The 19,503-nt window shown below is 41.7% G+C and carries 15 protein-coding genes and 2 pseudogenes; 5 read left to right on the top strand and 12 right to left on the bottom strand.

Going from position 1 to position 19,503, the window contains the following annotated elements; translation table 11 throughout:
- Positions 1–13: 13 nt before the first annotated feature.
- Positions 14–1,030, bottom strand: coding sequence for an NAD(P)/FAD-dependent oxidoreductase (locus UYC_RS0103550; protein WP_016873264.1), 1,017 nt, complete (start codon positions 1,028–1,030; stop codon positions 14–16).
- 156 nt (positions 1,031–1,186) lie between these two features.
- Here UYC_RS0103550 and UYC_RS0103545 point away from each other — a divergent pair, with 156 nt between their 5' ends.
- Positions 1,187–1,669 (top strand): thiol-disulfide oxidoreductase DCC family protein, encoded by a 483-nt coding sequence (locus UYC_RS0103545; RefSeq protein ID WP_026087347.1) that lies wholly within the window; start codon positions 1,187–1,189, stop codon positions 1,667–1,669.
- Between the two features lie 86 nt (positions 1,670–1,755).
- Complete coding sequence (locus tag UYC_RS0103540) at positions 1,756–2,334, top strand: DUF1997 domain-containing protein (protein ID WP_016879255.1); 579 nt, start codon at positions 1,756–1,758, stop codon at positions 2,332–2,334.
- Positions 2,335–2,793: 459 nt separating this feature from the next.
- On the opposite strand, the gene UYC_RS0103535 is transcribed toward UYC_RS0103540, so the two are convergent.
- On the bottom strand, positions 2,794–4,098 hold the full coding sequence (locus UYC_RS0103535) for an HhoA/HhoB/HtrA family serine endopeptidase (protein ID WP_016873261.1): 1,305 nt from the start codon (positions 4,096–4,098) through the stop codon (positions 2,794–2,796).
- A gap of 362 nt (positions 4,099–4,460) precedes the next feature.
- Between UYC_RS0103535 and UYC_RS0103530 the strand changes: the two genes are divergently transcribed.
- Positions 4,461–5,225: a hypothetical protein gene (locus UYC_RS0103530; RefSeq protein WP_016873260.1), complete on the top strand. Its 765-nt coding sequence runs from the start codon at positions 4,461–4,463 to the stop codon at positions 5,223–5,225.
- 26 nt (positions 5,226–5,251) lie between these two features.
- Here the strand turns inward: UYC_RS0103530 and UYC_RS0103525 are convergent, their stop codons facing one another.
- Both UYC_RS0103525 and UYC_RS0103520 read right to left on the bottom strand, forming a co-directional pair.
- Positions 5,252–5,641: a 6-pyruvoyl trahydropterin synthase family protein gene (locus UYC_RS0103525; RefSeq protein ID WP_026087346.1), complete on the bottom strand. Its 390-nt coding sequence runs from the start codon at positions 5,639–5,641 to the stop codon at positions 5,252–5,254.
- 79 nt (positions 5,642–5,720) lie between these two features.
- Complete coding sequence (locus UYC_RS0103520; RefSeq protein ID WP_016873258.1) at positions 5,721–6,449, bottom strand: AIM24 family protein; 729 nt, start codon at positions 6,447–6,449, stop codon at positions 5,721–5,723.
- An 894-nt stretch (positions 6,450–7,343) separates the two neighbouring features.
- Here UYC_RS0103520 and UYC_RS0103515 point away from each other — a divergent pair.
- Together UYC_RS0103515 and UYC_RS0103505 are read left to right on the top strand one after the other, a co-directional pair.
- Positions 7,344–8,183 (top strand): hypothetical protein, encoded by an 840-nt coding sequence (locus UYC_RS0103515; RefSeq protein WP_016873257.1) that lies wholly within the window; start codon positions 7,344–7,346, stop codon positions 8,181–8,183.
- Between the two features lie 965 nt (positions 8,184–9,148).
- A complete protein-coding gene (locus UYC_RS0103505) occupies positions 9,149–10,786 on the top strand; it encodes an alpha-amylase family protein (RefSeq protein WP_016873255.1) in 1,638 nt (545 codons plus the stop codon).
- Between the two features lie 9 nt (positions 10,787–10,795).
- Here UYC_RS0103505 and UYC_RS0103500 read toward each other — a convergent pair whose 3' ends face one another.
- The 8 genes and pseudogenes from UYC_RS0103500 to UYC_RS0103470 all read right to left on the bottom strand — a co-directional run bounded on the left by UYC_RS0103500 (position 10,796) and on the right by UYC_RS0103470 (position 19,449).
- Positions 10,796–11,389 carry a DUF3611 family protein gene (locus UYC_RS0103500; protein ID WP_016873254.1) on the bottom strand — a complete coding sequence of 198 codons (594 nt, stop codon included), beginning with the start codon at positions 11,387–11,389 and terminating at the stop codon, positions 10,796–10,798.
- 220 nt (positions 11,390–11,609) lie between these two features.
- Complete coding sequence (locus UYC_RS0103495) at positions 11,610–12,563, bottom strand: YihY/virulence factor BrkB family protein (protein WP_016873253.1); 954 nt, start codon at positions 12,561–12,563, stop codon at positions 11,610–11,612.
- A 51-nt stretch (positions 12,564–12,614) separates the two neighbouring features.
- The gene (locus tag UYC_RS0103490) at positions 12,615–13,097 is read right to left on the bottom strand and encodes an adenosine-specific kinase (protein ID WP_016873252.1); all 483 of its coding nucleotides are present in this window, start codon (positions 13,095–13,097) and stop codon (positions 12,615–12,617) included.
- Positions 13,098–13,703: 606 nt separating this feature from the next.
- Positions 13,704–14,990 (bottom strand): ABC transporter permease, encoded by a 1,287-nt coding sequence (locus tag UYC_RS37465; protein ID WP_321164236.1) that lies wholly within the window; start codon positions 14,988–14,990, stop codon positions 13,704–13,706.
- Positions 14,991–15,035: 45 nt separating this feature from the next.
- A pseudogene (locus UYC_RS40155) lies at positions 15,036–15,152 on the bottom strand (ABC transporter permease); the annotation flags it as partial.
- 130 nt (positions 15,153–15,282) lie between these two features.
- Positions 15,283–15,864: pseudogene (locus UYC_RS40150) on the bottom strand (ABC transporter permease); the annotation flags it as partial.
- A gap of 176 nt (positions 15,865–16,040) precedes the next feature.
- On the bottom strand, positions 16,041–18,023 hold the full coding sequence (locus tag UYC_RS35280; RefSeq protein ID WP_051049977.1) for an ATP-binding cassette domain-containing protein: 1,983 nt from the start codon (positions 18,021–18,023) through the stop codon (positions 16,041–16,043).
- A 130-nt stretch (positions 18,024–18,153) separates the two neighbouring features.
- Positions 18,154–19,449 (bottom strand): HlyD family secretion protein, encoded by a 1,296-nt coding sequence (locus tag UYC_RS0103470; protein WP_016873249.1) that lies wholly within the window; start codon positions 19,447–19,449, stop codon positions 18,154–18,156.
- Positions 19,450–19,503 lie beyond the last annotated feature (54 nt).

Below are 19,503 nucleotides of genomic sequence, written 5' to 3'. Positions count from 1 at the left end.
TTTCGAGGCTCTGCTATTTAGATTGAAAATTTTTCAGCAAATACTCGGCAGCAGCTAAACCTGATAAAGCAGCGCCTTCAACATTCGGTTGAATAAAACCATCTCCCGACATCACCAGCAATCCTGGCTTTGTTAATGCAAGCAAAGGCTCACCATATACTGTCTGTGGTTGACTGAAGCGCCATCGATGCACCTGAAACTCTATTACCTGCGAGCCTAGCCATTCAGATGCAGCTTCTAGAAGTTGATTGGCGATCGCTAAATTGTCCATTTCCCAGTTAGTTTCGCTGAACTTGGAACTTGCGTGGAGTGTAACCGCATTGCCTTGCGGTGAAATTCCTTTTTTGTAATTGCAGGCAATCCAGCTTAGAGGTTCTCCATCCAACTTTATACCGCCAGGACTTGGAATCATAGAGGGCTGCTCTAATAGAGCAAGTACCGCAATACAGCGATGGTAGACTACCTGTTCCAATCTATGTCTCAATTGGGGTGCTAGTTGAATTTGTGAACGCTCTAGTAGTTCTAGAGTTTGGGGTATCGGTGGTGTCAGCACTAACGCATCTGCTGAAAAGGTTTCGTTGTTTTCAGTCTTTACTTGCCAGCGATCGCCCTGCCATTCAAAACTGACTACTTTTGTATTTGTATAAACATTCAAGTTTTGAGCTAAATGTTGGGCAATGCTGCGGTTGCTATTGACTCCCCGATAGTAAACTTCACCATTGCTTAAGTGTTGATTATGACTGAAGCAATCTCGTGTCCATTCCTGAACAACTCCCTCTTGAATCCAAGTATCAACCCAAGACTGAAACTTGGAGTCAGTAACAGTGAAGTATTGAGCGCCGTAATCAAAGACACCTTCACCGTACTCAGGATGTCTAATTCGACGAGTCGCCATTCTCCCGCCGATTCCTCGACCTTTGTCAACTACAGTAACGTGAATATTGTGACGTTGCAGAACTGTAGCAGCAATTAAACCAGAAATTCCACCTCCAATCACTAGGCAAGAGGATTGACAAGACTTTTCAGCCATGAAGAAAAATATGCATAATACCTGCTTAAGGATATCTCGAATTTGACTGAGATTTTTCCCACCAAAGAACAGTTGTTAAATTTTATTAAATTTAATTAAAATAATTAATGTGGCTTTTTAGCCTCGCTTAAGACATAAATTAATTGAGAAATACTTATGTCCTCTTCAAAAACTCAGTCCCATGAAGCCGTTGGAACTGCAATACCGTCATGGCAAATCAAGTTACTCTATGACGGTGAGTGTCCGTTGTGTATGCGAGAAGTCAACTTCTTGAAAAAGCGGGATGCAGGTAGAGGCTTAGTAGCATTTGTAGATATTGCGGACGAAAACTATAATCCCCAAGAGCATGGAGGTGTAGACTTTGAAACGGCGATGGGGCGTATTCACGCTGTTCTCCCCGACGGTAGTGTAATCAAAAATGTCGAAGTCTTTCGTCGAGTTTACGAAGCCTTAGGGATGGGATGGGTATACGCTGCAACCAAGTGGCCTGTGATTGGCCCTATTGTCGATAGGCTGTATGGAATTTGGGCTGGCTGGCGACTCACTTTGACTGGAAGACCTGATTTAGCGACAATTATTGCCGATCGCAACAAGCGTACCGAGTGTAGCACGCAGGGGCGCTGTCAACTAAGTGAGTAAGTACTTACAACCAGCTTTAACTGATTTTCTGAAATTTTATACCTACTTTATTAAGTATCTTTCGTAGGGAAAACGGAATTTTACCTATGCTTAAGTTCCATGCATCTCAAGACTTGACAATGAACGTGCCTAATCAGGCAGTTCCAATTGAACACTATCTGCGTCAACCACAGCGTTTGGTTCAGGCTGTCACCGATCGCACTCAAGTAGAACAATTGAGTCCATCAGAGTTTCGGCTCAAGCTTCGCCCTCTAAATTTTATGATGTTCAGTTTTCAACCAACAGTTGATTTGCAGGTTTGGGCGCAAGCAGACGGAACAATCAATCTGCGATCGCTTGCTTGTGAGATTCATGGAGTTGAGTACCTAAAAAAGTCTTTCCAATTCAATCTCACGGGTAATCTGTCGCCTGAAAGTAGGGGAACTGCCACATTGCTCAAGGGAAGAGCAGATCTGACGGTACAAGTTGAGTTACCCCCTGCCTTGTTCTTAACACCCAAGTCAATTTTAGAAACTGCCGGTAATACATTTCTCCATGGCATTCTTTTGACTATGAAGCACCGCTTGGAACGTCAACTAGCACGGGATTATCAAGCTTGGGCTAAGTCGATGCAAGTTAGTGCAGATACCTCTACCATGATTCCCATCACAAATCCAGTTACTTAGATCAACTTTTTTCCGAAATCAACAGCCCAAGTTTCGTAGTCATTATCAGCCTACAAATTAACGATTTATACTTAACCTCTTATATCTAAACCTCTGGGGAATATATCCCCACTCAAAAGCCCGGTTATAATCGCCGGGCTTTTGTAATGGCAATGAAGTCGCACAGTTCATGCCAACAGAGATCATGTGTTGGCGTTGCTGATTTAACGTATGAAATTAATTTTGCGTAATGCCAAAACCCTCGTAGAGACGCGATATATCGCGTCTCTACATCTTTTGAAAGAAGTCAGAGTTCTCTTAGATTTGTTGTGCGTCCGGTTGCCCATTTAAAACTACAAACGAAGCAAGAGTGCTGATAGAAGCATTATTATCGGTAATATCTGATACAACTCGATAGTCACTCTGCCAGCGATCGCGATTCAGTGCAGACTCACATAGAATTGGTATAAACCCAATCTATTAGGTTCTAGCTGGGCGGGGTGCAGGTTGTACAGTTACTCGCACAGTTTGTCCATTGCGTAGTAATTGCATTTGTACATTGCTATTTACCCCACTTTTGTCAACTGCCTGCTGAACTTGTTCGGCTGTTGTCACTGGTTGATTGTTGATTTGCTGGATAACATCTCCTGGGCGCAGCCCAGCTCTGGCTGCTGGAGAACCTTGGGCAATGCGAACAATTAGAACACCTGTATCTGTGCCAACCCGAATATTGCTATTGGGAAGATTGTTGATTTGTTGCCTAATTTCTGGTGTGAGGGCTACCATCTCAATACCGATGTAAGGATATTCAACTTTGCCCTCGGTAATTAATTGTTGGGCGATGCGTTGGGCTGTCTCAATGGGAATGGCAAAGCCAATTCCTTGAGCACCTTGGATAATAGCAGTATTGACGCCAATGACTTGCCCGCGAGCATTTAACAAAGGGCCACCAGAATTGCCAGGATTAATGGCTGCATCCGTCTGAATAAAACCAACACCACGCTCAGAAATTCCTAAATCGCTCACAGAACGGTCTATAGCACTAACTACACCGACTGTAACAGTTCTTTGCAAACCTAAGGGATTACCGATCGCGATCGCCCACTGTCCTGGTTGTACCTGCTTGGAATCTGCCATCTCTACTACTTGTAAGTTATTGGCAGGAACCTGTACAACTGCAACATCGCTAATGGGATCAGTTCCCAGTACTTTACCCTCTAATCTGCGACCATCAGAAAAGGTAACCGTTACTCTATCAGCGTTGTTAACAACGTGAGCATTAGTCAAAATTTGACCATTTGCACTAATGACAAAACCAGAGCCAACACCACGCACGACACGTTCTTGTGGTTGTGTCGGTACGCGATCGCCAAAAAACCTCCGAATAAATGGGTCTTGAAAAATGTCTGGTACTTCAGTGCGCACAGTGCGAGCAGTGTTAATTTGCACTACTGATGGCTCTACTTTGTTTACAACTGCAACTACAAAATTGGTGTCTTCAGGAGTTGGTTCTAGGGGGCGATTGTTTGTGGGTGTTGGCGGCTGAACTTGTTGGGTAACGTTACTTTCAGGAGTCCTTGTTGTGGGAATTTCAACTGTGCAGCCACTCAATAAACCTATGCCTGTGGCTATGAGGGATAGGAATAACTGTTTTGCTTCTTTATGCCATAAGACTTTGCCTAGAAAATAGTTTGTTTTCAAAGCTTCTTTCTCTAACTTGATTGGTTGTTTTTGCCGAGCGTAAAAGTTTAAATCGGAAGTATTCTGAATATTTTTTCTGCTCATTCTCTGCATCATGCTTAGTCTTTCATTTAGATATAAGTTATCTAATCAAGTATGTCTGTTGTCGATTTTGATACGTTTTTGGATTTTTTACCTCTATCGAAAGAGAGCTATTTATTATAAATTATCAAAAGTAATATATTTATAATGTTTTTATGCATTTTTTTAATAGTTGTACTTAATTTAGTAATAGTATGGACAGATTTATAAAACTATTTCTTTAATTTTTACTTGCTTTTTATATTTACCCCTTAGTAATAATTTGCATTCAGCTTCTGGTAGAAGCGCTAAAAATATTAATAGCTACTTTTATTAGTAATAGTAGTAATCAAACTAAATGATTTTTATGAGTCACTAGTAGCGTAATGGCCATTCCAGTATCTTTTTCATCTGCCCAAGGCGTATTAATTTTATCAGCATTGATTGCTATCGGTTTAGCACTGGCACACCTGTACGCTGGGAGGTTGAGATTCAAGAGAATTCCTCGTAGTCGCTGGTTGAGTGCTGCTGGTGGAGTATCGGTGGCTTATGTTTTTGTGCATATTTTGCCGGAATTAAGTCAACACCAAACAGTGTTACAAGACTTAGGAAAGGGGATAATTCCATACATAGAACACCACGTCTATTTAATAGCTTTACTAGGTTTAACTATATTCTACGGGCTGGAACGTTTAGCAATGTCCTCTCGTAACCGATTACAACGACAAGGACAAGGTGATATAACCAGTAGATCCATATTTTGGCTGCACATCATCTCATTTGCTATTTACAATGCATTGATTGGCTATCTGCTGCTACATCGCGAAGAGCAGGATATTACAAGTTTGCTACTGTTTGGTATAGCCATGACACTACACTTTGTTGTGAATGACGATAGTTTGCGCGAACACCATAAGCATCTTTACGATCGCATCGGGCGCTGGATACTAGCAGCAGCAATTATTGTCGGTTGGGTGCTTGGTAGCGGTACAGAAATTCAAGCCAGCGCGATCGCTGTTTTATTTGCGTTTTTAGCAGGGGGAGTTGTGCTCAATGTCCTCAAAGAAGAACTACCAGAAGAGCGGGAAAGCTGCTTTTGGGCATTTGTGTTAGGTGCAGCAGCTTACACCATTCTCTTACTGGCTTTGTGAGACAACTCAATCAATACAGCTAAATTTTAGTCGTCTTCATATTCTGCCCAAGAATTTGGAGTTTCTGACACTGCAACTTTTAACTGTATATCCTGTGGCACCCGTTTCTTGGTTTCGTCATAGATAAACTTAGCAATCATCTCAGCTGTGGTTTCATACTCTGGAGGCAAGACTTCGTTGAGAACGCAATGATCCAGTCCTCCTTTAGATACATCCTGCTTTGCCCAACGCAAAGTTCTAAAATCAGCCACCATTACTGGATGCGGACAATATTGTGAGGAGTGCAACTTAGATGATGTTGCTTCAATTCGTACCTTATAAGTATGCCCGTGCAACCTACCACAGGGGCCATCATAATCTTTAATGAAATGAGCACTATCAAACGAGAATTCTGTTACTAGTTTCCATCTGGGCATCTTCAATATCGCCTCGGAGCCAATCGTGAATATACTCTATGTTGATCGTATACTTTCCTTACTAGGCGATCGCTGCTAATTATCCAAGACCCAAACTATCAGTTTCAGATACTAATAATTTACCCTCACCACTATAAATCCAAATAAAACCCTCCCCACCACCTTTACCAAAATGACCTAATTTTCGATAATCTTCTGTTACACCATTTGTATATCCTTTGACCATGTCATAATCGGCAATTAAAGTTTCTCCTCTTTTTAATGTAATGACTTTAGCAGGTGCTAAAGTACCTGTAATCACTCTTGCTATTTGCCCTGGTAAAGCTTTGAGAGCAATTCTCCATTTTCCATCCCCAGAGGCAGCCATTTGGCGGAATTTTAATTTTTTTGCTCCTATCACGACATTGTCAGAACAAAATTGAAATACACCATCATCAAATTCCCATTGTTCTTGCTCTGACACTTCAATTGGAGTGTAATGTAAAAAATAACCTTTTTGTCTAGGTTCTAGGTAAACCATACCTAAACCTCGATATACAGGTGCATTAAATTCTATTTCTGTTGTTAAAGACACCCATATATCTCTCAATCTATTATCAGTTTTATAAACATCATAAGTTAATTTTCCAACACAACTGTGCAATGTGCCTTTTTGAATAATTACTCCAGAGTTTTCTAGTCTAATTTCAACTTGCTGAACCAGGGGAATATTTTTGGTAGGATGGTAATATTTATTTGTGTCTTTATTAATATTATTTTGCAAATACCATAAATCAGTTGGTTCCAAAATTTTTACTTCATGATGCATAATTCATATCTCTATTAATGATTAAATTTAGGTGTATAAACTTTTTCTAGTATTTGTCAATACTTGTAATAATTTATAATCTTATATAGCAATCCTAAATCATTCGTGAAAAATTTATTTACATCTTGCACCAGTTGTTTGATTGCGATTTTTGTAAGGTGGAGAGAAGTCCCTACGGCGGGTTTCCCACGCCCAGGGAACTTCGGAGCATTGCTTAGATTTGACTCAAAACCTTATTTTGACGTTATAGGCAATGCCCGCCCTACTGGCTTGACACGCCACTACGGTAATTGAGAAAGGTGCAATATCTCAGTAAACAAAATTAATTACACGTTCTCTATTTCTTGTTTCCCTTTCCAATTAAGCGTTTCTTGCCTCCATCCATAACCTTGATTTTGCCTAACCACTTATCAACCTTTAGATAGGGTTTAGTTAATCAATTAATGACTAGACTGATATTCATGGCACGTTTACACACTCGCTTGAATGCATCGGCTCCTGCATTAGGAGCTTTTTTATTGGAGATTAACAAACGCTTAATAACCGGACAAGCAGTATAGAGGATCGCAGCACCACACTGCTATCAGGGTACTTAATCTATTCTTAAACTAGAAATTAATTACTGCTAACTTCATTGAGATAGATTTATTTGGCCCTGTCTATGGTAGAGTCAATAAGTGTAATTTGATATTCATTGTATTGCTTAAGATGGAAGAATTTATTAACTTTTATTATTAAGATATAACCGGATTTTCAAAATTTAATGATGTCAATTTTTAATTTTTTTTGAAGCAAGAAATATTGTAAGATACAAAAATAATTAAATAATCATGTATGTTTTTAACATTTATCATTTTAAAAATTATAAAAAATAAATCGTAAGTTATTTTAATTATGGTAAAAATAGACGAAAAGCAAAATACAGATAATACCAGTTCTCGAAAACATGGCATACTTCAAAGCCTGTGGAAAGCGAAAGTATTAGTAGGGATAGTAGTGTTAGCCGTGGGGTTGAGGGCTTGTTACAATCATGCTCAACAACCAGCACCGCTAGGGTTAGTATCCACTACAGAGGTGGTTAGCAACACTGAAGAATTAATTGGTAAAAGTGTGACGATTAAAAGTAAACCACTACAAACAGTTGGTTTAAGTTCCTTTACAGTTAGCGATCGCCGATTTTTTCGCGGAGAACCAATCGTAGTTGTGAATGCTTCTGGAAAAGCTTTTGACTTACCCGACGATCCCAATGTTGCAGTTCAAGTGACGGGTGAGGTTCGCAACCTTGTAATTGCAGAAATAGAACGGGAGTTCAAGCTTCAGTTGCAGGATGAAAATTATAGAGATAGCATCAACAAGCCTGTAATTATTGCTCGCTCTATCACGCTTGCACCTACACCCGCTCAAATTCGTGCCAACATCAGCACATTTTCTGGCAAAAAACTAGCGGTAACGGGTAAAGTTGAAAATATTCAAAGTCCAGTTTTGTTCTCGCTTCAGGAAAACCGATTGTTTGGCGGGCAGAATTTGCCAATTTTATTAAACACACCACCAAAGGTAGCTATTAACAAAGGACAGACAATAGCAGTAGTAGGTGTCGTTCGTCCGTTTGTTGTGGCTGAAATTGAACGAGACTACAAGGTAACTTGGGATTTGCAGGTGAAAAGACAGTTAGAAGCACAATATAATAACAGTCCCGTATTAATTGCCCAAGCTATATACCCTTCAGGGATTTAGAAATTTCTTTAGTTGAGCGATCGCTCGACTCTCCACTTCTACAGTTTAAATTTATCCACCAGTGATATAAAACACGAAAAAAAAATTTCCTTGCGTCTTTTTACTTATATAATGAGATTGGTAATGATAATAGTCAGTAAAAAGTAGATCCATTCCCCCTCAGCTGGGATAAGCAAGGTTTGGAACTTGCCTGGCAGCAAAATATTATCGCTTTGCCTGCGTAGGAGTGAAACTTTACTGACATAATACGAAGATACAATAAGCTTGGATAAATACTACAAAAGTTGCTTGCCAGGAAAAAGCTTTAGAAGTGGATAGTGGTTTGAAAAAGTTTGCCTGCACTAACTGTAATTGGTAATTATTCTCAGTCAATTATCCAAACTGCAATGTTAGAAACAATTACCTTCTTTTTGTCAAAGTTAAGTTCAAGTTATTTCTACCTAAAGGTAGGTGAGTAACATTTTTAAAATCACCACAATCATGACTATTGGGCAGAAAACTCTCCAGGTTTAGGTCTTGCATCTTGTCCTGTTGTCCTAATAGTTTAAAGCCGTGCCTTGTCAAAACTTTGACAAGCTTTTACAGGGGTGCTAGAGAGAGATGAGGTGCAAGACTTTTATAGATCAAATCTAGCTACTATAGGCTATGCAATGCTCGATCAAATCATCCAAGCCCTGCTCGCCAGTGCTAGTATTTTAGCGCAGTTGGAAACAAGCCACTTTGGCTGGTTTATTTGGTTTTATCTCTTCATCATCTTCATTTGGAGCGATCGCTGCTTCTGGTTCTGTTTTAGTCAAAGGTGTACACCCAGTTAATGCTCTGTGTTTTCTGATTGCCTCTACAAACTGTTGAAAACATTGAAACTTACTCGTAACAGGAGGTAGCAAAATAATCATGTAGAGTGCGATCGCCTATGGCAATAGTAGTTATTAATTAAGTTGTATCAAGATAGGAATCTGGCTGCGATGGAACACGTGTGGTATAAAAACGCAATTATTTATTCTCTAGACGTGGAGACGTTTGTGGACTCTAATGGAGATGGCGTGGGTGATTTTCCGGGGCTGACGAACCGACTTGATTATTTGGCTGGGCTGGGAGTTACTTGTCTGTGGTTATTGCCATTCTATCCTTCGCCCAATCGTGACAATGGCTACGATGTCATGGATTACTACAATGTCGATTCTCGATTGGGGACTTTGGGAGATTTTGTAGAGTTCATGCACGAAGCGCGAGAAAGGGGTATTCGCGTGATTGCGGATTTAGTAGTTAACCATACTTCCGATCGCCATCCCTGGTTTGTGGCAGCGCGATCGGATCGCAACTCTAAGTATCGCAACTATTATGTTTGGACGGAAGAACCACCCCAGGTAGACTCTCACACGGTGATTTTTTCTGGGGAAAAAGAAAGTGTTTGGGAGTACGATGAACAAGCAGGAGCTTATTACCTGCATCATTTTTATAAAGAACAACCAGATCTCAATATTGCTAACCCGGCGGTGCGAGAAGAAATTTGCAAAATCATGGGCTTTTGGTTGGAATTGGGCGTATCTGGTTTCCGGGTGGATGCTGCTCCCTACTTGATCGAAGGAATGGGCATTCCAGGTGCAGAAGCATCCGATTTAGAAAATTTCTTATCCGAGATGCGGGAGTTTGTTTCATCTCGTCATGGTGATGCCGTACTGCTAGGAGAAGCAAACGTTACACCCGACAAACTTGTCACCTACTTTGGAGAAGGTGATCGGATGCAAATGCTGTTCAACTTTTGGTTGAATCAGTATATGTTTTTGGCTCTTGCCCGTGAAGATGCAAAACCTTTATGTGATGCCCTCAAGTCTCTACCAAATATTCCCCACACTGCACAGTGGGTAAACTTTGTCCGCCATCACGATGAGCTTTCTTTATCTGAACTTACGGAAGCTGAACGACAAGAAGTATTTGCTGCTTTTGCGCCTCAAGAAAATATGCAGATTTACGGGCGGGGTATCCGTCGCCGACTACCACCCATGTTAGGAAGCGATCGCCGTCGCATAGAATTAACTTACAGCCTGTTGTTTAGTTTACCTGGTACGCCTTTAGTACGTTACGGAGAAGAAATTGGTATGGGCGATGACTTATCATTACCAGGTAGAAGCAGTGTTCGTACTCCAATGCAATGGTCAAATGAAGATAATGGAGGCTTTTCTACTGCTCCAGCTTCTTCTTTGCCCCATCCTGTGATTTCTCAGGGTGAATACGGGTATGAAAATGTCAATGTTGCTACCCAGCAGCGTAAACCCGACTCTTTAATCAACTGGATGGAACGGGTAATCAGGATGCGCAAGCAATGTCCGGAGTTAGGGCGGGGTCAATGGCATATTCTAGAAACAGATGAACCTAGCGTCTTTGCTCACTGTTGCGAGTGGAATGGCAATGCGGTAATCGCAGTTCATAACTTAGCAGACAAAGTGTGTAACGTTACGCTTAAATCACCGCAGTACCAACATTTAATCGATTTGTTTTGTAATTGCCAGTACGAACCACTCGAAGGTGATGTTCACTCTATACCCTTATCAGCATACGGTTATCGTTGGTTCCGAGTTAACAGTATGCTTTCATTCGGCTAACAAAAATAATTAATCATTGCGATTTTGCCCAAGCTGATAGAGCAACACTATTGCCACAATGGCTCCAACTAATCCGGCTGCGATCGCATTAACCATTGCTTGGATGGCGATGATAGTGGATGGTGCGATCGTTGCCCCCTGGGTTACCATCGTCGCGGTTGGATTGGGAGTAATCACAGTCGAACCTTGAGGTAGAGTCAACATTTTGAAGCTCAATTCACCAACTCGCGATAAGGCAATCAGCACTGCGATCGCCATGATACTGAGATTGGCAAGCAGCCCCAACTTCAGATCTCGGCTCACCTGAGACTTGGCTGGGCGTAGTTCTCTAATTACTAGCTTGTTTGCCAGTTGTGTATAGCGAAAACACCAGTAAATACTGAAGATAAGAATAACTAAACAAGCGATCGCCAAGAATATACCGAAGGAAAATCCACCCTGCCGTTGTCTAGGATTAAACAGCACAGATGTGACTACTACCAACAGTGGAATAAATCCTAGCAGGGCTTGCAACCAGAAGCCAGCCCATCCCAACCAGCGCATAGAATTAGCAATCTGTTGGGGAGTAGAGCTAGCAGTTTCAGTTTTGAGGAAGTCAAACATATAGGAATCTAGCTAGAAAATAGGGTTGGGGGAACAGGGAACACAAAGAGGTGTTTTCATACTTGGTTGTGCCAAAACCGGGTGTGAATGGCTGATTTGATTACTGAATTACTCGTAGAGATAGGGAACAGGGAACAGTTTAGAAGGTAGTTAGAGATGTACTAATTTTTTCCAAAATCAAATATGAGTCTTATAGGATAGGTTGTTTGGAAAGAAAGTTTTAAACTGAAGCAGAAGGAGATTTGTTTACCTTATTCATTACAGTTCCGCGACGGCTACCAAAAAGATGCGCGTAAACATAGGAAAACACGCAGCCAACAAGAAAAATTTGGCACGTCAGATAAATCCACAACAACAGAATCATGACGCTGCCGATCGCCCCATAGGATAAGAAATGGCTACCGATCGAAATGATGCTATTGCTGACTAATTGTTGCAGCACCACCAGGAGTAAGGCAGTGAGTAGAGCACCCAACCAGACATCACGCCAACCTACATAAACAGATGGCAAGACTTTGAACAGAATGCAGGCAGCTAGAGCCAGAATAAAAAAAGACGAGCTGACATGAAGCCCTTGAGATAATTGCAGTTCGTCAACCTGGATAAAAGAGAAGGTTTCTCGAAAGGTTGCGACCAGCTTTAAGATTGTCTTAATGGCAATATTGGAGAGTAATGAAGTCAGCAGCAGTAAGGCAGTTGCAAAAACCAACAGAAAAGATAGAAGTTGGTTAAGAATAAAGGAAAGTATCATCTTATAAACTGATGCTGATTGTGAAGCTGGATGATGCGATCGCCAAATTTGATTGACTGAACTCCTCAAAACGGCGAATACTGTACTGGCTGCGGATAAAAGTAAGCCAAATCCAATGATTCCGGCTCCGACACTATTTTGGTTGAGGGCAATCACAGTTCCTTTCACCAGAGCGTGAACTTCAGGAGGCAGAAACCGCTCTACCACATTTCTTATGTATAGAAACGCTTCAGAATTAGGTTCTATCACCGAACCAATTACACTCAGGATCACCAATAGCATCGGAAACAGTGAGAATAGGGCATAGTACGATAGGGCAGCTGCCATATTAGAGCAATTGTCTTTTTCCCACTTCTGCCCTGTCTTAATCAGTAGTTGAGCTGGTTTTGAGGGTAGGATATTGGCTCGAATATATTGAATCATAAGAATGATTTCTGATTCACAGTTGCGAGTTTAATCAGGAAGCACTTCAACTCAAAGTTTGTAGCCAATCTTACGCAATAATTCCTGACGTGCTTTCACATCATCAGCACTTTCTACACCCTTGGGTGAAAATCCATCGACAACACCCAAAATACCGCAACCCTGTTCCGTTTGAGCAACGATAATCTGTACTGGGTTGGCTGTGGCGCAGTAGATATTACAAACTTCCGGACACTGTTTAATAGCATTCAAAAAGTTGATAGGATAAGCCTCTTTTAAGAGAATGATAAAGCTGTGCCCAGCAGCCAAAGCTTTTGCATTTTTTATTGCTACTTCTTCCAAACTTTGATCGTTACCTGTGACTCTAATTAGACAAGCGCCAGAAGCTTCGCAAAAGGCGATGCCAAATTTAACTTGGGGAGATATTCCCACCATGATTTCATATAAATCTTCTACTGTTTTAATAAAATGGGTTTGACCAATAATGATGTTGCTTCCTTCAGGAATTTCCATTGCTACTGAGTTGAGTTCCATCTTATTTTTCTCCTAATATCTATCTAGTAGAGTGTGTTACGACTATGCAAGGATTTGAGAGATTTAGAGAATGACAGCCTTAAGGTACCGGATGATTATTGGCGTGACAACTACAGTTTAAGGTTTACTTGTTAAATCATTTCTCAGACTTTTATGTTTAATGATTTCCATATATTTAATTCTAGTAAAGCCTATATATTTGAGATATGCAGTTTAAAGTTTGTTGCATATGTTTTACTCAATAAATATTGATAAAAAAAGGCGAACGTATCTCTACAGAAATAGTTGCGTACATCTTTTAACCAATCCTTATTAATTCGAGAGGCACAAACGGTGATAACTCATTATTAAAGAAGTAATGCTTCTGAATTACTACAATTATGTAATAACAAAAAATAAGATAACATTTGCTAACTATTAAATTTTTTTGATTGTATTGCAGGCAATTGAGAATTATACAAAAGTCTAAAGTTAAGCCTTAAAACCAAGTTTTTCACTTTAATATTAAGATAACAATACCTTATTTTTAAGATATCGGGTGCAACGTTATTATTGACTCAGACTAAATTTTCTCTGCCCACTCTTGGAAGTGGGCTTTTTACTGAACTAAACTAGTTGACGGCGAAATAGATGGCTACTTATCCCTAAAAGTATGATTGCAAAGATTAATAAAGCAAGAGCATTGAGCCATAGTACTTCTAAGCCAACTCCCTTGAGGAGTAAACCGCGTGAAATAGCGACGTAATGTCGTAGCGGATTTAACCAAGACAAATACTGAAAGAATACGGGCATAGTTTCAATAGGCGTAACAGTTCCAGAAAGAGTATTGACTGGCATATTGATAAAAAAAGCAGTGAGCTGAGTGCGAATTTGGTTGGGTGAAACCGTTGCTAGCAAAATACCAATGCTAATTCCGACAAAGATAGATACGCCCGAAAGCATCATGAACAGGGAAAAACTACCACGGAAGGGCAGGTTAAATACTAAACGTGCTATTCCCAACGCGAGCAAAACATCACCAATCAACAATATGAACAGAGGTACAACTTTAGCTAGCAGGATTTCCCAGTCGGCAGCAGGCGTCATTAGTAACTGTTCTAACGTGCCTGTTTCTTTTTCGCGCACCACTGTAGCAGCAGCTACCAAAGAACTCATCAGAGTTAAAACTAATCCCAATACACCCGGAATAAAAAACCAGCTACTAATTAAACCAGGATTGTAAAGAAAACGAACTCTGGGCTGAATTAACGGTGGAGATTGATTTGCTTGTCGTTGGCTGTAATTATTGATAATTTGAGCAGCGTAACCACTAGCAATTCCAGTAGTATTGGCATCCACTGCATCAATCAAAATTTGGATTTCGGCGGTTTGCCCAGAACGTAAGTTATGGTTGAATTTTGGGGGAATGACTAGCCCGGTAGTGATACGCCCTGCTCTCACTAAATTTCCGAGTTCTTGCTGACTATTGCTGTAGCTTTTGACAACAAAAATACCATTCTCAGTCAAAGCAGAAATTAGTTCCCGACTCGCTGGCGTTTTGGAATAATCGACAACGCCTAATTTCAAATTATTGACATCAGGGCTGAGAGCAAAGCCAAAGACGAGCAGCTGTATCGTCACTGGGAAGATTAACATAAAGATAAGTTGTTTATTTCCCAGAGTTTGGTTAATTTCTTTTACTGCTAAAGACCAAAAACGGCTATCTAAAAGACGCCCTATTAATTTTATATCTGCAACACCCGTGGTTGTTGCTCTTGCTGTTTGTGGTAGTTGCATTCGCCAAATTTGTCGATGGGCAACAGCAAAGAACAATCCACTAAATAACAACAGTACCAGTGGTACATACCAAACTCCTGCCCAACCAGTGCCCCGCACAAGAGCATCTCGTGTCAATTCGATATAGTAACGAGCAGGAACGAAATAGGAAATCAATGATAGGGGGAAAGGAATATTCTCTACTGGATAAATAAAACCAGAAAGCAAAAAAGCAGTCAAAAAACCAATAGTTGCTACTGCCTGAACAGCTGCACTTTGAGTGTTCGTGCGTACACCCATCAATAAGCCAAACATCACAGCGGCGCTTAAAAAAAAGTGGTGTGCCAATGAGCAGGGGTGTTGGATCTCCAGCCAAACCCAAGCCGAAAATGAGCGAACCTAATAGCAGTAGAAAAATAGCCTGACCAAGACCGATAATTAAGTAAGCAAGCCCTTTACCAAGTAATAATTCTGTGGCGCTCATGCTGGTGGTGTAAACTTGTAGAATCGTCCCTTGTTCTTTTTCCCGCACCATAGCGATCGCCATCAGCAACGACGGAAAAATCCAGAGAATGACAGCATAAGCTCCAGGCACAATGTACAGAGATTCTTTTCTGCCGGGATTAAACCAGAGCCGAATACGAGGAATAACCGGATTGGTAAAAGATTGCAATCCACTAGTTTGCAAGAAAAATCTTGTTGTGGCGCGGATGCTGTTTTGAATCACTCGCGCATTGTTACCATCGGTGCCATCGATTAAGACTTGGATAGAACTGGGTTTACCTGCATTGATATTGCGACTGAAATCTGGTGGAATAATTACCACTGCTTTTGCTTGCCCACTTGCTATTACTTCTTCTGGTTTGCCATGCAAGCTAGTAGGATGAAATTGGTTAGTAGCAAATAAACGCTCAATGTAGGCGCGACTTGTGGGAGTGCGATCAAAATCTTGAATAGCTAGAGGAATATTTTTTGCTTCTAGTCTGAGCGCAAAACCAAATAGAAGCAACATAGCAAGAGGTAATGCAAAAGCCAGTGCTACAGTCAGGCGATCGCGCCGAAACTGCACTAATTCTTTCATACACTGGCTGAGGATGCGTTTCATAGATATTAGTCAATAGTCATTTGTTGATTGTTAATTGTTGATTGTTAATTGTTAATTGCCAGCCTTCCATTAACCATTAACCATTAGCCATTTTCCATTCCTTCTGCTTGGGCGCGTTTGACAATGCCAATAAAGGCATCTTCGAGAGAGAAGGGAATGCGACGCAGAGATTGAATTTCTAAATTCGCAGACTGGAGTACTGAACGCACTTCGGCAAGTTCTGGATCGGGATGTTCCAAGACTAGGTGTAGCTTAGAACCAAATAGCGATACTTGCCACGGCTGAAATTGCAATTTCAGCAAATCGTAAGCAATCTCTAAGCGATCGATGATTATTTCTATCAATTGCCCTGGCTGTTGGGCTTTAATCTGTGTGGGTGAACCTTGAACAACCATTTCACCTGCTACCATCAACCCCATGCGATGGCAGTGTTCTGCTTCTTCTAAGTAATGGGTTGTCACCAAAACTGCTGTACCATGACGGGCAAAGTCTTCAATTAAGCGCCAAAACTGACGCCGCGCTAAGGGATCGACACCGGATGTCGGCTCATCTAAAAATAAAATCTCCGGCTCATGCATTACCGAAGCGCCAAAAGCGACTCGCTGCTTCCAACCTCCCGGTAAACTTCCTGTCAGCATATTTTCTTGCTCAACTAAACCGCAAGTTTCTAATACCCAGTCAATTTTTTTATGTTTTAAATAACGGGGTATACCGTACACACCACAATAAAATTCTAAATTTTGAATCACACTGAGATCGTCGTAGAGCGTAAACTTTTGGCTCATGTAACCGATGCGCTGCCGTACCTCTGGACTCCGTAAATTACTTATCTTACCAGCTAGTGAAACTTCTCCGGAACTAGGAGTAAGCAACCCGCACAGCATTTTAATTATGGTAGTCTTACCAGCACCATTGGCACCCAAAAGTCCGTAAATTTCCCCATAGCGAACTTGTAAATTTACCTGCTTGACTGCATGGAAATTACCGAAGGTTTTCCAGAGGTTGCGCGCACCAATTGCGGTGGAAGATGTGGCGACAACAAGACGCGGAGAATTTCTTCCCCCCCTCTCCCTCGCTCCCTCCTCTCCCCCTCCTCCTTCACTGCGGGGAAATGGAATAAACTTTGGATCTGAGCCTTGTTGGCGCAGGCGAGTGACAAAAACGTTTTCGAGGGTTGGTTGTGCTGGTTCGATGGTAGCTTGAATTTGATTTTGATTGAGGATGGATTGAATGTAAGCGATGTCAGTGTGAAGATTTTTGACTAGTACATCCAAGCGATCGCCAAAAGTTTGTACATCGACAATATTGCTTGTATCACTGGCTATGGCATCCAATAAAACACGTTCAGTAATTCCTAAATCACTTGCACGCACTTCTAAACGCTGCAAGCCCAAACTAGAACGCAGTTGAGCTAGCGTTCCAATTTGCTGAATCTTCCCTTCATACATCAAAGCGATGCGATGACAGCGCTCTGCTTCATCTAGATAAGGAGTTGCAACTACAATTGTTACCCCCTCTTGAGACAAAGCTGCCAAAATATCCCAAAATTCCCGACGTGACACCGGATCTACACCTGTAGTTGGTTCATCCAAAAATAATACTTCCGGTTCAGAAATTAAAGCACAGCACAGAGCTAGCTTCTGTTTCATCCCACCAGATAACTGCCCTGCTAAACGACTGCTAAATTTCTCTAGACTCATCAATCGCAAGTACTTGGCGCGACGCTCTCGGAAATGATGTTCTGAAACTTGACGCAACCCAGCGCTGTAACGTAGGTTTTCATCGATACTCAAATCTAAGTAGAGAGAGAACTGTTGTGTTAAATAACCAGTCCCCAGACGCGCTTGTTGAGGAGAGCGGTTAAGTACTTTCACGTTACCCGCAGTTGCTTCCATTACTCCACCCAAGATGTGAAAGGTCGTAGTTTTACCTGCTCCATCAGGGCCGATTAATCCAAATACTTCTCCTCGGTTGACTTCAAAATCGATACCGCAAACAGCAGTAAATTTACTGTATTGTTTATATAATCCTTGGACTTGAATAACAGGATATTGATGAGTTTTGATAAACTCCTCCTTTTTCTCCTTTGTGTACTTTGTGTCCTACCCTGCGGGTAGACACGTAGACGGACGTAGTCCGGCTTCTCGTAGAGTAGTGGATAAGCGAAAGTAGCCGCTTGCGCGTCTATGTGGTTAATTAATTCTTTTTAATCTCAATTGCTGCATCCGCAGGCATCCCTGGCTTGGCATAACCACCTGGTTGATCGATACTCAGTTTGACACCAAATACCTGTTTTACCCTGTCTTGTTTAAAGTAAATATTTTCTGGTGTAAAAGAAGCTTGGGTATCAACAGCACTGACACGGGCGCTCAAAGGTTGGTTGGGGAATGAATCAAGCCAAACTTTAGCTGGTTGCCCAATTCTAACTTGTGCAATTTCGCCCTCAGGAATGAAGCCACGCATATAAACTGTATTCGGATCAATTATTGTTAGCAAAGTCTTGCCACTACCCACAACGGCTCCCGGTTCTACAGTTCTGGCTGTGACAACTCCATCTATAGGGCTTGTCACGTTTAAGTAAGCGATTTGAGCGAGAATTTGTTTTTCGGTGGCTTGGGCATTCTTGACTTCGGCTTGGGCTGCTGCTAGTTGCGCTTTGGCAATATTCTGCTGCTCGCGTAAAGCTTCAATCCGGGTTTTGCTAATATTCGGGTTAAGCTTTGTAGTTTGTGCTTGTACCAAAACACCTTCAGCTGCCTTGACTTTTTTATGTGCGGCGTTAACTGCTGCTTGTCGTGCTTTAACGGTAGCTTGGGCTGTTTCTAAATTAGTTTGAGCTTCGTCAAATTGTTGTTGGCTAAAAGCACCATCGTGGTGTAGTTGAGCGACGCGATCGCGGTTTATTTGCGCCAATCTGGCATGAGAAATTGCTTGCTGCAAATCGGCTTGAGCTTGACTCAACTGCGCTTCGGCTGCTGCAACTTGAGATCTGGCTTCGGCGATTGTACCTTGAGTGTTGTCTTGAGCTTGTTGCCAGTTGAATTGTGCTTCCTGAATTTGGGCTTGAATTACACTGATTTGCATCCGTGCTTGTTCGGCTTGTTGTTGGGCAGCTACGATCCTGGCTTTTGCACCCTGGAGTTGGGCTTGGATTTCCGCATCGTCGAGTTTTGCCACTACCTGTCCTTTTGTAACGCGATCGCCTTCACGCACCGCCACAAAATTCACACGCCCAGAAATTTTTGCCCCAATATCAGTTTCATAAGCTTCTATCCGCCCGCTAAATTCCAAGCCAGAGGGTTGCGGACGAGATAAATAATACCAAGTTGGCGTGGCGATCGCTACCGCCATCAAAATTCCACCTAAAATTAACAAAGGTAGCTTGGATTTACGTCCGGAAGGCGGCTCAACTGGTGGCTCATGCGGTTTTGGTACTACTACCTGCTGTGGTTCCTCCCCTTTTTGGGGTTTAGGAACAAACTGGGTTGTCATAGCTTTTACCTCAAAGAAAGGCAGAGGGCAGAGAGCAGCGCCGTGCGGAGGTTC

The organism is Chlorogloeopsis fritschii PCC 6912, assembly GCF_000317285.1.
Taxonomy (GTDB): domain Bacteria; phylum Cyanobacteriota; class Cyanobacteriia; order Cyanobacteriales; family Nostocaceae; genus Chlorogloeopsis; species Chlorogloeopsis fritschii.
This window is presented reverse-complemented; position numbering and strand designations above follow the sequence as displayed.

Coding starts and splice junctions, on each gene's coding strand:
- UYC_RS0103550 (WP_016873264.1), bottom strand. CDS start 1,030: ATGGCTGAAAAGTCTTGTCAATCCTCTTGCCTAGTGATTGGAGGTGGA.
- UYC_RS0103545 (WP_026087347.1), top strand. CDS start 1,187: ATGTCCTCTTCAAAAACTCAGTCCCATGAAGCCGTTGGAACTGCAATA.
- UYC_RS0103540 (WP_016879255.1), top strand. CDS start 1,756: ATGCTTAAGTTCCATGCATCTCAAGACTTGACAATGAACGTGCCTAAT.
- UYC_RS0103535 (WP_016873261.1), bottom strand. CDS start 4,098: ATGAGCAGAAAAAATATTCAGAATACTTCCGATTTAAACTTTTACGCT.
- UYC_RS0103530 (WP_016873260.1), top strand. CDS start 4,461: ATGGCCATTCCAGTATCTTTTTCATCTGCCCAAGGCGTATTAATTTTA.
- UYC_RS0103525 (WP_026087346.1), bottom strand. CDS start 5,641: ATGCCCAGATGGAAACTAGTAACAGAATTCTCGTTTGATAGTGCTCAT.
- UYC_RS0103520 (WP_016873258.1), bottom strand. CDS start 6,449: ATGCATCATGAAGTAAAAATTTTGGAACCAACTGATTTATGGTATTTG.
- UYC_RS0103515 (WP_016873257.1), top strand. CDS start 7,344: ATGGTAAAAATAGACGAAAAGCAAAATACAGATAATACCAGTTCTCGA.
- UYC_RS0103505 (WP_016873255.1), top strand. CDS start 9,149: ATGGAACACGTGTGGTATAAAAACGCAATTATTTATTCTCTAGACGTG.
- UYC_RS0103500 (WP_016873254.1), bottom strand. CDS start 11,389: ATGTTTGACTTCCTCAAAACTGAAACTGCTAGCTCTACTCCCCAACAG.
- UYC_RS0103495 (WP_016873253.1), bottom strand. CDS start 12,563: ATGATTCAATATATTCGAGCCAATATCCTACCCTCAAAACCAGCTCAA.
- UYC_RS0103490 (WP_016873252.1), bottom strand. CDS start 13,097: ATGGAACTCAACTCAGTAGCAATGGAAATTCCTGAAGGAAGCAACATC.
- UYC_RS0103470 (WP_016873249.1), bottom strand. CDS start 19,449: ATGACAACCCAGTTTGTTCCTAAACCCCAAAAAGGGGAGGAACCACAG.